The 12,440-nt window shown below is 63.2% G+C and carries 14 protein-coding genes; 12 read left to right on the forward strand and 2 right to left on the reverse strand.

Annotated elements, in window-relative coordinates:
* The first annotated feature begins 28 nt into the window (after nt 1-28).
* Complete coding sequence (locus P0D70_RS01830; RefSeq protein WP_408181958.1) at nt 29-1,096, forward strand: Gfo/Idh/MocA family protein; 1,068 nt, start codon at nt 29-31, stop codon at nt 1,094-1,096.
* Nucleotides 1,097-1,142: 46 nt separating this feature from the next.
* The gene (gene aroQ / locus P0D70_RS01835; protein ID WP_408181960.1) at nt 1,143-1,580 is read left to right on the forward strand and encodes a type II 3-dehydroquinate dehydratase; all 438 of its coding nucleotides are present in this window, start codon (nt 1,143-1,145) and stop codon (nt 1,578-1,580) included.
* Nucleotides 1,581-1,640: 60 nt separating this feature from the next.
* On the opposite strand, the gene P0D70_RS01840 is transcribed toward aroQ, so the two are convergent.
* Nucleotides 1,641-2,729 carry a hypothetical protein gene (locus tag P0D70_RS01840; RefSeq protein WP_408181962.1) on the reverse strand — a complete coding sequence of 363 codons (1,089 nt, stop codon included), beginning with the start codon at nt 2,727-2,729 and terminating at the stop codon, nt 1,641-1,643.
* Between the two features lie 199 nt (nt 2,730-2,928).
* Between P0D70_RS01840 and P0D70_RS01845 the strand changes: the two genes are divergently transcribed.
* From P0D70_RS01845 to P0D70_RS01855, 3 genes are all read left to right on the forward strand, one after another.
* Nucleotides 2,929-3,834, forward strand: coding sequence for a LysR family transcriptional regulator (locus tag P0D70_RS01845; protein ID WP_408181964.1), 906 nt, complete (start codon nt 2,929-2,931; stop codon nt 3,832-3,834).
* 131 nt (nt 3,835-3,965) lie between these two features.
* A complete protein-coding gene (locus P0D70_RS01850) occupies nt 3,966-4,637 on the forward strand; it encodes an HAD family hydrolase (protein ID WP_408181966.1) in 672 nt (223 codons plus the stop codon).
* A gap of 21 nt (nt 4,638-4,658) precedes the next feature.
* Nucleotides 4,659-5,798 (forward strand): DSD1 family PLP-dependent enzyme, encoded by a 1,140-nt coding sequence (locus P0D70_RS01855; RefSeq protein WP_408181968.1) that lies wholly within the window; start codon nt 4,659-4,661, stop codon nt 5,796-5,798.
* A 58-nt stretch (nt 5,799-5,856) separates the two neighbouring features.
* On the opposite strand, the gene hpaR is transcribed toward P0D70_RS01855, so the two are convergent.
* Entirely contained in the window at nt 5,857-6,264 is a 408-nt protein-coding gene (gene hpaR, locus P0D70_RS01860) for a homoprotocatechuate degradation operon regulator HpaR (RefSeq protein ID WP_408181970.1), read from the reverse strand.
* Between the two features lie 179 nt (nt 6,265-6,443).
* On the opposite strand from hpaR, the gene P0D70_RS01865 reads away from it, so the two are divergent.
* Genes P0D70_RS01865 through hpaI form a run of 7 tightly spaced genes read left to right on the forward strand, consistent with a single transcriptional unit; the run spans nt 6,444 to nt 12,415 of the window.
* Nucleotides 6,444-7,217 carry a fumarylacetoacetate hydrolase family protein gene (locus P0D70_RS01865; RefSeq protein ID WP_408181972.1) on the forward strand — a complete coding sequence of 258 codons (774 nt, stop codon included), beginning with the start codon at nt 6,444-6,446 and terminating at the stop codon, nt 7,215-7,217.
* Nucleotides 7,214-7,972: a fumarylacetoacetate hydrolase family protein gene (locus P0D70_RS01870; RefSeq protein WP_408181975.1), complete on the forward strand. Its 759-nt coding sequence runs from the start codon at nt 7,214-7,216 to the stop codon at nt 7,970-7,972. The genes P0D70_RS01865 and P0D70_RS01870 overlap by 4 nt, the downstream gene beginning before the upstream one ends.
* Before the next feature lie 27 nt (nt 7,973-7,999).
* Complete coding sequence (gene hpaE, locus P0D70_RS01875) at nt 8,000-9,457, forward strand: 5-carboxymethyl-2-hydroxymuconate semialdehyde dehydrogenase (protein ID WP_408181977.1); 1,458 nt, start codon at nt 8,000-8,002, stop codon at nt 9,455-9,457.
* Complete coding sequence (gene hpaD / locus P0D70_RS01880; protein ID WP_408181979.1) at nt 9,457-10,320, forward strand: 3,4-dihydroxyphenylacetate 2,3-dioxygenase; 864 nt, start codon at nt 9,457-9,459, stop codon at nt 10,318-10,320. Before hpaE ends, hpaD begins: the two co-directional genes overlap by 1 nt.
* A 21-nt stretch (nt 10,321-10,341) precedes the next feature.
* A complete protein-coding gene (locus tag P0D70_RS01885; protein WP_091802438.1) occupies nt 10,342-10,743 on the forward strand; it encodes a 5-carboxymethyl-2-hydroxymuconate Delta-isomerase in 402 nt (133 codons plus the stop codon).
* A 20-nt stretch (nt 10,744-10,763) separates the two neighbouring features.
* A complete protein-coding gene (gene hpaH, locus P0D70_RS01890; protein WP_408181982.1) occupies nt 10,764-11,567 on the forward strand; it encodes a 2-oxo-hept-4-ene-1,7-dioate hydratase in 804 nt (267 codons plus the stop codon).
* 44 nt (nt 11,568-11,611) lie between these two features.
* Nucleotides 11,612-12,415, forward strand: a complete 804-nt coding sequence (hpaI, locus tag P0D70_RS01895; RefSeq protein ID WP_408181984.1) for a 4-hydroxy-2-oxoheptanedioate aldolase — start codon at nt 11,612-11,614, stop codon at nt 12,413-12,415.
* Nucleotides 12,416-12,440 lie beyond the last annotated feature (25 nt).

A 12,440-nucleotide genomic window follows, 5' to 3' on the forward strand; every position in this document is an offset into this window, starting at 1 on the left:
CGCTCCCGACCTTCGGAGGAATTCGCCCATGAACCGGATCCGGATCGCCGTAGCGGGCGCGGGTTACATCGGCCGCGCGCACATGGCTGTCGCCCAGCAGAGCGACACATGCACGCTGTCGGCGATCGTCGATCCGTCGTCGGCGGCGCAAGCGCTCGCCTTCCAGGCCGGCGTTCCGCTTTACCGGACGCTCGAGGAACTGCTCGAACGGGATCGTCCAGACGGCGTGATTCTGGCCACACCGAACCAGTTGCACGTAGAGCACGCGTTGACCTGCCTCGCGGCCGGCGTGCCGACGCTCCTCGAAAAGCCGATAGCGCCCACGGTCGACGCCGCCGAGGCGCTGGTCCGTGAGGTCGAGCGCTGCGGCGTGCCGTTGCTGATCGGGCATCATCGCGCGCACAGTCCGATCATGGCCCGCGCAAGGCAACTGATCGACGAAGGCCGGCTCGGCAAACTGGTGGCGGTGATGGGCAGCGCGGTCTTTTTCAAACCGGGCCAGTACTTCTCCGACGCACCATGGCGGCGCCAGCCGGGCGGTGGGCCGATTCTGCTCAACATGATCCACGAGGTGCACAACCTGCGCATGCTATGCGGCGACATCGTCGCTGTGCAGGCGTTTTCCTCGCACGCGACACGCGGCTTTCCAGTCGAAGACACGGTGGCGATCAACCTGCGCTTCGCGAGCGGCGCGCTCGGCAGCTTCATGCTGTCGGACACGGCGGCAAGCGCTCGCAGTTGGGAACAGACCTCGCAGGAAAACAAGGCTTACCCTTCGTATCCGGATGAAGACTGCTATGTGATCGCGGGCACTTTCGGCTCGCTCGCCGTGCCCACCATGCGGCTGAAGACCTATCGGGAAGCCGCGGATCGTTCGTGGTGGAAACCCTTCGAAACCGGCGTCGCCGACATGACCCGCGACGATCCGCTCAAGCTTCAGCTCGACCATTTCGTGCATGTCATTCGAAGAGAAGCAGAGCCGCTCGTCAGCGCCAGCGACGGCCTGCAGAACCTGCGCATTACCGAGGCGATCGCCGCAGCGGCGGACACGGGCCTCGCGATCGATACGACGCCCGCAGTCGCCGCGGCCCATTGACGTCGCGCCGCCCACACCACTAATTCCGTCACGCGAGGGAAGCCCCATGAAAACATTCGTGATGCTCCACGGCATCAATCACAACATGTTCGGCAAGCGTGACCCCGCGCAATACGGCACGGTGACACTGGCCGAAATCGATAGCAGCTTGCAGGCATTGGGTAAGGAACTGGGCGTCCAGGTCGAGAGCTTTCAGACCAACAGCGAGGCGGCCATGTGCGAGCGCATCCATCAGGCCTTCACGGACAACGCCGACGGCGTCATGATCAACGCCGGCGCATGGACGCATTACAGCTACGGCATTCGTGATGCGCTGGCGATCTTGACGGTGCCGGTGGTGGAAGTCCACATGTCGAACATCCACGCGCGCGAAGCGTTCAGGCATCAATCCGTCTTTGCGGAAATCGTCAAAGGGCAGATTTGCGGCTTTGGGGTCGACAGTTACCTGCTGGGTTTGCGCGCGGCCGTTTCGGCGGCGGCCTAGGCGGCAGGCGGCGAGTTCGCCTCGCCGCGTTCAGTGCCCGTCACCGCGCGCGGCGAATGCTCAGCGCCATGCGTCGGTCAATTCGTTGGCGAGCACCATCTTCTCGCGGATCACTTCCACGAAGGCGGCGTTTGCCCCGGCATGCGCCTTGAGAAATTTGAGCGCGGCGGAATGCACCGTGCGCATGGACCGTCCGTCGATTCCGTTCATGCGTGCGGCGCTGCGACGCGTCTCTTCAACCAGGTCGCGTGCGTTGCCGAAGTCGGGCGACAAAGCGCTTTGCGTTTCGAACCCCGCGCTCAATTCCATCGCGTAGTCGCGCGAGGCCCCAAGCCGGTCGATGTCGACCAGCAGATCGACGCCGTCTGCCATGCGCAACGCACAAAGAATCCACAACGCGACGAATGCCCGATACGCGTTATTGCCTTCAGCCGTGCGCGCATAGTGCTCGCACGCCGCTGCATAAGCGTCTTCCGACGTGGGCGCGGCAGGCGGCAAACTCACGCCGCAGATTTCGATAGCCTGCTTTACCAGCGGATCCGTCTGATTCAGCCCCAGCACACGAAACGGCGCAGCCACGAAAAACGGATTGCTCCATTGCCGGCTGAGCAACCATCCCGATGCGAACTGCGACGCCGGATTGCGCAACACGCCCACGTGCATGGCCCGCGGAAAAGCCTGCTTCAGCCAGGGCAGACGGCCTGACGAACGGCAAAACTTGAAAACCGGCACACGGCCCTGTTCGGTAGTGCGCTCGCACAGATTGCGCAAATAGGCTTGCATCGGGGCAAACGCCGCGTCCGGCTCGCTTGCAAAGCGATCGAGACTGAAGCCTCTCCGGTATCCGGCCACACCGCGAGTACTCTCCTGCAAAAATGGCCGGTATTCTTCAAAGTACGGCGCGGCGAGCGGCGGGTGCCCGGAGGTCAGCGTGGGACGCGACGCGGAAACGTCGGCGAGGCTCAGGTCCGCGAGCACATTGCTGAGTGGTTCATAGAAGGCAGTCACGGTCTCGAGTTCGCGCAGACGCGACCAGACCCACGTTCCCGCACTACGCCAGCCCGTGTGCAGAAACACCGCCTGTTTCAAGGCGCTGTTCTGCGCAGCATCGTTTGACAGGCCGTTCGACGGCCCATTGGACAACGGCATTTGGACTTCTCTTCAAATAAAAGTAACCGGAAATCGGCGCAAACGCGCACTTTAGCCGCTCGTGCCGCCTACCGGGTGACAGAAGCGTCACTTTACCTTGCAAACCAGGCTGCCTTCTTCGGCGCATGCGCAAGTCCAACTGGAAGCGCGCATTCAAACACTTTAAGCTGCCAGATTTGCGAACTCAAACGTTGCTGCCATGAACGACTCGGCCGATATCCGCTTCCTGTTGACACTGCGCGAAAACGGCAGTCTGATCGCCGCGGCGCGAAAGCTGGGGTTGTCGCCCTCCGCGGTCACCCAGCGCCTTCAGCAACTCGAAAAGAAACTGGGCGCGCAACTGGTGAACCGCTCCGCGCGCCGCCTGCAATTCACGGAAGAAGGCACGTTGCTATGCGAACGCGGCGCCGAGCTCGTCCAGCAATTCGACGCGCTGTTCGAGGATTTGCAGATGCGCCGCGGTGGGCTCGCCGGCACGCTGAGAATCAACGCGCCGCTGGGGTTCGGACGGCGGCACCTCGCACCCGCGATTGCCGAGTTTCAACAGCAACATCCGGATGTCGACATCGCGCTCACGCTCTCCGACCGCCCGTTGACCGAGACAACCGACCGTTTCGATATCGTCGTGCATATCGGCGAGTTGCCGGTGTCGAACCTGGTCGGCTACACGATTGCGCCGAATGCGCGTTTCGTCTGCGCCGCGCCGGCATTGATCAAGCGAATGGGCACGCCGGACTCTCCGGACGATTTGAGCAAACTGCCCTGCATCGTGCTGCGCGAGAATAACGAAGACGTCTCGCTGTGGCAGTTCAGCAAAGGCCGCACGCGTCGCAGCGTGCGCGTATCCGCCCACCTGAGTTGCAACGACGGCGACGTGATCCGCCAATGGGCATGCGAAGGCCGCGGCGTGATCCTGCGTTCTGAATGGGACGTGGCCGACGACCTTGCCAAGGGCAGGCTCATCCGTTTGCTGCCGGAATGGAAAGCGCCCGCTGCCGACGTCATCGCGCTCACGCATCAGCGGACGGGGCTGCCGGCGCGCACCCGCCATTTCATGCAGTATTTGCAGAGCAGGTTCAGGCCGCAGCCGCCCTGGCGGCGATGAGTGTCGCGCTCCGATCGAGCGAAGTCACGCATGAAGCATTCAGTCTGACTGAATCTATGAGTTAGCCCATTTGAACGTCACCACGCGGATCAAACTTTATAATCAGCTCACCGTTTCTTGCCGGTTAGATCATGACTCTCGCTTCCGCGCCCGCCGCCTATCCCAAAGCGGTCCTGTTCGACCTCCTGACCGCCCTGCTCGACTCCTGGACCTCATGGAATCGCGCCGCCGGCTCCGAACAGGCGGGCCGCGCATGGCGCGCCGCGTATCTGCGCCTGACCTACGGCTGTGGCCGCTACATTGCGTATGAACAACTGGTGCGCGAAGCCGCCGCGCAAGTCGGCCTGCCCGAATCCGCCGCGCTCGCGCTCGAGGCGGACTGGCTGACGCTTACGCCGTGGAGCGGCGCCCTCGACGCGTTGCAAACGCTTGAGCCGCACTGCAAGCTGGCCATCGTCACCAACTGTTCCGCGCGCCTCGGCACGCAAGCCGCCAACCTGTTGCCGGTTCGCTGGGACGCCATCGTCACCGCCGAAGAAGCCGGCATGTATAAACCCGACCCGCTGCCCTACCGCCTCGCGCTCAAAAAACTGGGCGTAGCGGCGCACGAAGCCGCATTCGTAGCCGGCTCAAGCTACGACATGTTCGGCACGGCCGCCGTCGGCTTGCGCACCTACTGGCACAACCGCGTCGGCCTGCCGCTCGTCAGCGGTGCGCAGCCGCCCGAGATCGAAGCGCCGACGCTCGACTCGCTCGTCCCGTGGCTCGCGCGCTTCGGCGCGAACCAGCATGACCTTGCATGACTCCATTTTCCCGGTGAAAGCATGAAACTCGACCAGATCGAAACCCCAGCCGCGTTGATCGACATTGCGCGGATGCAAAAGAACATCGCGCGGATGCAGGGGCATATGAACACGCTCGGCGTTGCGTTTCGTCCGCACGTGAAGACCACCAAATGCATCGACGTGGTCCGTGCACAGATCGCAGCGGGCGCGCGCGGCATCACCGTTTCAACCTTGAAGGAGGCGGAGGCCTTCTTTGCCGCGGGTGTCAGCGACATTCTTTACGCCGTCAGCATGGCGCCTTCCAAGTTGCCGCGAGCGCTCGCGCTGCGCCGCCAGGGGTGCGATCTGAAGCTCGTGGTGGACAATCCGACTGCGGCTGCCGCCATTGCCGCCTTCGGCGACCAGCACGGCGAAACCTTCGAGGTCTGGATCGAAGTGGACACGGACGGGCACCGCTCAGGCATCACGCCGGAACAGGACAGCTTGCTTGAGGTTGGCCGCATTCTCCATGAGAACGGCGTCAAGGTAGGCGGCGTGATGACCCATGCCGGCTCCAGCTACGAACTCGACACGCCCGAGGCGCTAGCGGCACTGGCGGAACAGGAGCGCGCGGGCTGCGTGCGCGCCGCGCAACGGCTGCGCGAGGCCGGCATTGCATGCCCGGCGGTCAGTGTCGGCTCGACGCCGACCGCGCTTGCCGCCGAAAAACTGGAAGGCGTCACGGAAGTGCGCGCCGGCGTGTACGTGCTGTTCGATCTGGTCATGCACAACGTCGGCGTGTGCGCGCTCGACGACATCGCGCTCAGCGTGCTCGCCACCGTGATCGGTCATCAGGAGGACAAAGGCTGGGCCATTCTCGACGCGGGCTGGATGGCGATGAGCCGCGATCGCGGCACGTCGAAGCAATCGCACGATTTCGGTTACGGCCAGCCGTGTCTCTTGAACGGCACGCCGCTGCCCGGCTATCTGATCAGCGGCGCCAATCAGGAACACGGCATTCTTTCCCCGACTGGAGAGACCCCTCACACCGCAGGCGACATCACGCAACGCTTTCCGATCGGCATGAAACTGCGCATCCTGCCGAATCACGCGTGTGCGACCGGCGCGCAGTATCCCGAGTACCACGCGGTTACACCGGACGGCGACAGCGTGGAATGGAGACGCTTTCAGGGCTGGTAAAACCCGCACGCGGCTCGCCCGCCGAGCCGCCGAGCCGCTGAACCGCTGAACCGCTGCTTCACTCGTCCTCTTCCTCCAGACCGGCCAGCAGATCGTCCACGGCGCGATACACGCGCTCGACGATCTCCGGTCCCACCTTGCGCTCCAGCTCGCGGTAATGCGCCTCGAGATCCCTGGAAATCACGCGCACCAGTTCCCGGCTCGTATCCGTCAGCGACACCAGCACGCGCCGCTGATCCTCCGCGAAGCGCTCCTTGGTCACCAGTTCCATGCTCTCCATGCGCGCGAGCACGCCGGCCATGCTCGGGCTCGAAATCGTGCAGATATCGGAAATGTGGCGCGGTTCCATCGGACCGTGTTCATTCAGCGCGCGAATCACGCGCCACTGCTGTTCGGTCAATCCATGCGCAGTAATCAATGGGCGAAAACGCTCCATCATTTTTTCTCTGGCGCGCAGCAGCAACATTGGCAGGTTGCGGTGCAGAACTCGGGTCGAGGCGGAAGCGGACATAGTGAAAGAGGATAAAGAACAGCCGTCGAAACTTAAGGGAAAACCCGCGATCAGCCGACAGGCTATTGACCGTGGATCATATCAAGCGCAATACTACTAACATGTTAGTGTTTTTGCCAAGAGACAGGTCGAATATGTTTGCACTTGCCGATCACCTGCTGCATCCCGAAGGCGAGGCGCTGCCCCGCGATGTGGATGCCAGCGCCGCGGCCGCGCTGCTCGCACGCGGCATGGCGTGCCGCGCGCCGGTTGGCGGCGCTGTCTACGCAACCTTGCTCAACGACCGCGCCGCGCTCGCGGCGTTGGGCGATGCGATGCACGCCGCCCCCTATAAAGCGCCGCCCAAAGCGCCGGTACTCTATCTGAAACCGCGCAACACGCTTGCCGGGCATCGCGCGCGTGTCGTCGTGCCGGACAATGCGTTGGGCGTGGAAGTCGGCGCGTCGCTCGGCATCGTGATCGGCCGCACTGCAACACGCGTTAGTGCGGAACAGGCATGGCACTACATTGCCGGCTACACGCTGGTCGCCGATCTCAGCGTGCCGCATACGAGCGTGTACCGGCCGTCGGTGCGATTCCGGGCGCGCGACGGCTTCTGCGTCGTCGGACCGGCCGTGGTTGCAGCGCGTCATATGCCGGCGCCCGACGCGTTGCCGATCAACGTTTCTCTCGATCAGGGCGCGAGTTTCAGTGCGAACACTGCGTCGTCGGTGCGCAACGTGGCGCAATTACTCGCGGACGTGACCGACTTCATGACACTCAGCGCGGGCGACGTCATCACGCTCGGCGTGCCGCACGGCTCACCTGTCGCGCATATCGGCGACACGGCCACCATGTCGATCGGCGCAATGCCGCCGCTCACGGTGTCGTTCGTCGCCGCCGAAGCACAACGGGGAGAACAGCCATGATGCGCGGCCGCGTTGCGTATGCAGGCGCGATTCACGAAGCTTATCCTGACGCTCATGGCGTGCGTCTCGCCGATGGCCGCGTGCGTCGCGAGGATGAAGTGGTCTGGCTTGCGCCGATCGAAGTCGGCACGATCTTCGCGCTCGGTTTGAACTACGCCGAGCATGCAAAGGAGTTGCAGTTCAGCAAACAGGAGGAGCCGCTCGTGTTTCTCAAGGGACCGGGCACGGTGCTCGGTCATCGCGGCATGACGCGCCGCCCTGCAGACGTCACCTTCATGCACTACGAGTGCGAACTCGCTGTTGTGATCGGACAAACCGCACGGAATGTCACGCGCGAGCACGCCATGCAGCATGTGGCCGGCTACATGATCGCCAACGACTACGCAATTCGCGACTACCTGGAAAACTACTACCGCCCCAACCTGCGCGTGAAAAATCGCGACGGCGGCACGGTGCTGGGCCCCTGGTTCGTCGACGCCGCGGATGTCGAAGACGTCACGCAACTGGAGTTGCGCACGTTCGTGAACGGCACGCGCCAGCAACACGGCAACACGCGCGATCTCGTCACCGATATTCCGGCGCTGATCGAATACCTGAGCAGCTTCATGACCCTCGCGCCCGGCGACGTGATCCTGACCGGCACGCCGGAAGGCATCGTCAACGTCAATGCGGGCGACGAAGTGGTCTGCGAAATCGACGGCCTTGGCCGTCTCGTCAATACGATCGCATCCGACGCGGACTTCAACCGCGCATGATCGACATGCTTTACATGGGACAAGCCAATGCGAATCGAACACCTGATCGACGGTAAAGCCAGCACCGCAAAAGACTACTTCGAGACCGTCAACCCGGCCACGCAAGACGTGCTCGCAGAGGTGGCCCGGGGCGGTGCGGAAGAAATTGACGCCGCCGTGCGCGCCTCCAGAGAAGCGTTTCCTGCATGGGCCGGCAAGCCCGCCGCGGAACGCGCGAAGCTGGTCCGTAAGCTCGGAGAACTGATCGCGAAGCATGTGCCGGAGATCTCGGAAACGGAAACCAAAGACACCGGCCAGACCATCTCGCAGACGCGCAAGCAACTCGTGCCGCGCGCCGCCGACAACTTCAGCTACTTCGCCGAGATGTGCACGCGCGTGGACGGCCATACGTATCCGACCGATACGCATTTGAACTACACGCTGTTTCATCCGGTCGGCGTCTGCGCGCTGATCTCGCCGTGGAACGTGCCGTTCATGACCGCGACATGGAAAGTCGCGCCCTGCCTCGCGTTCGGCAATACGGCGGTGTTGAAGATGAGCGAACTGTCGCCGCTCACGGCCTCGATGCTCGGCAACCTCGCACTCGAAGCCGGCATTCCAGCCGGCGTGCTGAACGTGGTGCACGGCTTCGGCAAGGAAACCGGCGAGCCGCTCGTGGCGCATCCGGACGTGCATGCCGTGTCGTTCACCGGATCGACGGCGACCGGCAACCGCATCGTGCAAACCGCGGGGCTGAAGAAGTTCTCCATGGAACTCGGCGGCAAGTCGCCGTTCGTGATTTTCGACGACGCCGATTTCGAGCGCGCGCTGGACGCCGCCGTGTTCATGATCTTCTCGAACAACGGCGAACGCTGCACGGCGGGTTCGCGCATTCTCGTGCAGCGCTCCATCTATGCACGTTTTGCCGAGCGTTTCATCGAGCGCGCGAAGCGTTTGACCGTGGGCGATCCGCTATCCGACAGCACCATTGTCGGCCCCATGATCAGCCAGGGCCATCTGGCTAAGGTGCGCAGCTATATCGAACTGGGTCCGAAAGAAGGCGCGACGCTCGCCTGCGGTGGCCTTGCTATGCCCGAGTTGCCCGACGCCATGCGCAAAGGCAATTTCGTGCAACCCACCGTATTCGTCGATGTCGACAACCGCATGCGCATCGCGCAGGAAGAAATCTTCGGCCCGGTCGCCTGCCTGATTCCGTTCGACGACGAAGCCGACGCGATCAAGCTCGCCAACGACATCTCCTACGGTCTGTCGAGCTACATCTGGACCGAGAACACGGGCCGCGCGCTGCGCGTCGCAGCCGCTGTCGAAGCCGGCATGTGCTTCGTCAATAGCCAGAACGTGCGTGATCTGCGCCAGCCGTTCGGCGGCACCAAGGCATCCGGCGTGGGTCGCGAAGGCGGCACCTGGAGCTACGAAGTGTTCCTCGAACCGAAGAACGTCTGCGTATCGCTCGGCTCGCATCACATTCCGCGCTGGGGGGTTTGATGGGCAAGCTCGCATTGGCAGCAAAAGTGACGCACGTCCCGTCGTTATATCTGTCCGAACTCGACGGTCCGCATAAGGGCTGCCGGCAGCCTGCGATCGACGGCCATCATGAAATCGGCCGGCGTTGCCGCGAATTGGGTGTGGATACCTTCGTCGTGTTCGACGTGCATTGGCTGGTGAACAGCGAATACCACATCAATTGCGCGCCGAAGTTCGAGGGCGTTTATACGAGCAATGAACTGCCGCATTTCATCAAGAACATGCCGTATGCGTGTCCGGGCAACGTCGAACTCGGCAATCTGATCGCGGAAGTCGCCAATGAAATGGGCGTGAAGAGCCGCGCGCATAGCGAAACCACACTCGGACTCGAATACGGCACGCTGGTGCCGATGCGCTACATGAATGCGGATCAGCATTTCAAGGCCGTATCGGTAGCGGGCTGGTGCGTGTGGCACGACCTCGCCACGAGCGCGCGTTTCGGCCTCGCGGTGCGCAAGGCGATCGAGGAGCGTTACGACGGCACCGTCGCGATTCTGGCAAGCGGGTCGCTCAGCCACCACTTCGCCAACAACGGTACGGCCGAGCAGTTCATGCACAAGGTGTGGAATCCGTTTCTTGAACTGATGGACCGCAAGGTGGTCGAGTTGTGGGAAGCCGGCGACTGGAAGACCTTCTGCGAGATGTTGCCGCTCTACAACGAGAAATGCTGGGGCGAAGGCGGCATGCACGACACCGCCATGCTGCTCGGCGCGCTCGGCTGGGATCGCTACGACGGCAAAGTGGAAGTCGTCACGCCGTACTTCGGCAGTTCGGGCACCGGCCAGATCAACGCGATCTTCCCGGTTACGCCGCTGCCCGCCTGAGTTGCAAAGAAGGAGCCCGCCATGCCGCATCTCACACTCGAATACAGCGCCAATCTCGCCGATCACGCAAGCATCGGCCAACTGTGCAACGCGCTCGCGCATAGCCTCGACACGCAGCGCGAGAACGAACAGCGGGTCTATCCGCTCGGCGGCATCCGCGTGCGCGCCTTGCGCTGCGAGCAGTACTGCATCGCCGACGGGCGCGCCGACGCGGCCTTCCTGCATGCGAACCTGAAGATCGGCGCGGGCCGCTCCGAAGCCGTGAAAAAGGCGACCGGCGACGCTTTGTTCGCGTTGATCAAACAGCACTTCGCCGCTGAATTCGAACAGCACGGCCTCGCGTTGTCGCTGGAGATCAATGAGTTCAGCGAAGCCGGCACGTGGAAACACAACAACCTGCACGCACGCCTGAAGGCTGAATAGCGCCTCATCGAGACTCCACCATGCTAGACGAACAGACTATCCGCGACCTCGCGGCGCAACTCGACCACGCCGAGAAAACGCGTACTCAACTGCGTCACTTCTCCGCCGCTTATCCGCAGATGACGGTGCAGGACGGTTACGCGATCCAGCGCGAGTGGGTGAAACTCAAACTCGCGGAAGGCCACGTGATCAAAGGCCGCAAAATCGGCCTCACTTCACGCGCCATGCAGCGCTGCTCGCAGATCGACGAACCGGACTACGCGCCGCTGCTCGACAGCATGTTCATCGAGAACGGCCAGGATATTCGCGCGGACCGCTTCATCGCGCCGCGCGTGGAAGTGGAACTGGCGTTCGTATTGAGCAAGCCGTTGAAGGGCCCTGGTGTGACGCTGTTCGATGTGCTGGACGCGACCGCTTACGTAACGCCGGCCGTCGAGATCATCGACGCGCGCATCGAACAGTTCGACCGCGACACCAAAGCGCCGCGCAAGGTCTACGACACGATCTCGGACTTCGCGGCGAATGCGGGCATCGTGTTGGGCGGCCGCCCCGTGCGCCCAATGGATGTCGATCTGCGTTGGGTCGGCGCGTTGCTTTACAGGAACGGCGCGGTGGAAGAAAGCGGATTGGCGGCCGCGGTTTTGAATCATCCGGCCACCGGCGTGGCATGGCTCGCCAACAAGATTGCCCCATACGACGAAATGCTCAACGCGAACGACGTGATCCTGAGCGGTTCGTTCACCAGCCCGATCGCCGCGCGCGCGGGCGACACGTTTCACGTCGACTACGGCCCGTTGGGCGGAATCGGCCTGAACTTCATTTGAGTTCGTTTGTGTTTCGTTCGAGTTTCGTTTGAGTTGGTAACGACATGCCCACACCGCAAAACCCTTTCAAGCGCGCCCTCGCCGAAGGCAAACCGCAATTCGGCCTGTGGGCCGCGCTCGCAGACGCCTACGTCACCGAGCTGCTGGCCACCGCCGGTTTCGACTGGCTGCTGATCGACAACGAGCATGCGCCGAACGACGTGCGCAGCACACTGGCCCAATTGCAGGCGGTGGCCGCGTATGCCTCCCATCCGGTGGTGCGTCCGGTGCGCAGCGACACGGCGTTGATCAAGCAGTTGCTCGACATCGGCGCCCAAACGCTCCTGCTGCCGATGATCGACACGGCCGAGCAGGCCACCGAAGCAGTCGCGGCCACCCGCTATCCACCGCAAGGCATTCGCGGCGTGGGCAGTGCGTTGGCGCGCGCATCGCGCTGGAACCGGATACCGGATTACCTGAACACTGCGGCAGACGAATTGTGCGTGCTGGTGCAGGTGGAAACCGTGCGGGGCATGGAGAATTTGCCGGCGATTGCGGCCGTGGATGGCATCGACGGCGTGTTCTTTGGTCCGGCTGACCTGAGCGCGTCGATGGGGCTGCTGGGCCAGCCCGGCGATGCCAGCGTGCGCGAAGCGATTCGCCACGGCATCCATATCGCGCGAAACGCGGGCAAGGCGGCAGGCGTGCTCGCCCCCGATCCGGCGATTGCCGCCGATTATCTCGCCGCGGGCGCCACCTTCGTCGCCGTTGGCACCGATACGGGTTTGCTGAGCCGCGCCGCGGCGGATCTGGCGGCGTCGTATAAAAAGACGACGGCGACGCCGGCATCGCCAAAGGGCGGGTATTGAGCGAGTCCGCGGGTCGCAAACGCGC

It is taken from the genome of Paraburkholderia sp. RL17-381-BIF-C, assembly GCF_046026435.1.
Taxonomy (GTDB): Bacteria; Pseudomonadota; Gammaproteobacteria; order Burkholderiales; family Burkholderiaceae; genus Paraburkholderia.

Excerpts from the sequence above, each read along its gene's own strand:
- P0D70_RS01830 (WP_408181958.1), top strand. The coding sequence starts at position 29 with ATGAACCGGATCCGGATCGCCGTAGCGGGCGCGGGTTACATCGGCCGC.
- aroQ (WP_408181960.1), top strand. The coding sequence starts at position 1,143 with ATGAAAACATTCGTGATGCTCCACGGCATCAATCACAACATGTTCGGC.
- P0D70_RS01840 (WP_408181962.1), bottom strand. The coding sequence starts at position 2,729 with ATGCCGTTGTCCAATGGGCCGTCGAACGGCCTGTCAAACGATGCTGCG.
- P0D70_RS01845 (WP_408181964.1), top strand. The coding sequence starts at position 2,929 with ATGAACGACTCGGCCGATATCCGCTTCCTGTTGACACTGCGCGAAAAC.
- P0D70_RS01850 (WP_408181966.1), top strand. The coding sequence starts at position 3,966 with ATGACTCTCGCTTCCGCGCCCGCCGCCTATCCCAAAGCGGTCCTGTTC.
- P0D70_RS01855 (WP_408181968.1), top strand. The coding sequence starts at position 4,659 with ATGAAACTCGACCAGATCGAAACCCCAGCCGCGTTGATCGACATTGCG.
- hpaR (WP_408181970.1), bottom strand. The coding sequence starts at position 6,264 with ATGTTGCTGCTGCGCGCCAGAGAAAAAATGATGGAGCGTTTTCGCCCA.
- P0D70_RS01865 (WP_408181972.1), top strand. The coding sequence starts at position 6,444 with ATGTTTGCACTTGCCGATCACCTGCTGCATCCCGAAGGCGAGGCGCTG.
- P0D70_RS01870 (WP_408181975.1), top strand. The coding sequence starts at position 7,214 with ATGATGCGCGGCCGCGTTGCGTATGCAGGCGCGATTCACGAAGCTTAT.
- hpaE (WP_408181977.1), top strand. The coding sequence starts at position 8,000 with ATGCGAATCGAACACCTGATCGACGGTAAAGCCAGCACCGCAAAAGAC.
- hpaD (WP_408181979.1), top strand. The coding sequence starts at position 9,457 with ATGGGCAAGCTCGCATTGGCAGCAAAAGTGACGCACGTCCCGTCGTTA.
- P0D70_RS01885 (WP_091802438.1), top strand. The coding sequence starts at position 10,342 with ATGCCGCATCTCACACTCGAATACAGCGCCAATCTCGCCGATCACGCA.
- hpaH (WP_408181982.1), top strand. The coding sequence starts at position 10,764 with ATGCTAGACGAACAGACTATCCGCGACCTCGCGGCGCAACTCGACCAC.
- hpaI (WP_408181984.1), top strand. The coding sequence starts at position 11,612 with ATGCCCACACCGCAAAACCCTTTCAAGCGCGCCCTCGCCGAAGGCAAA.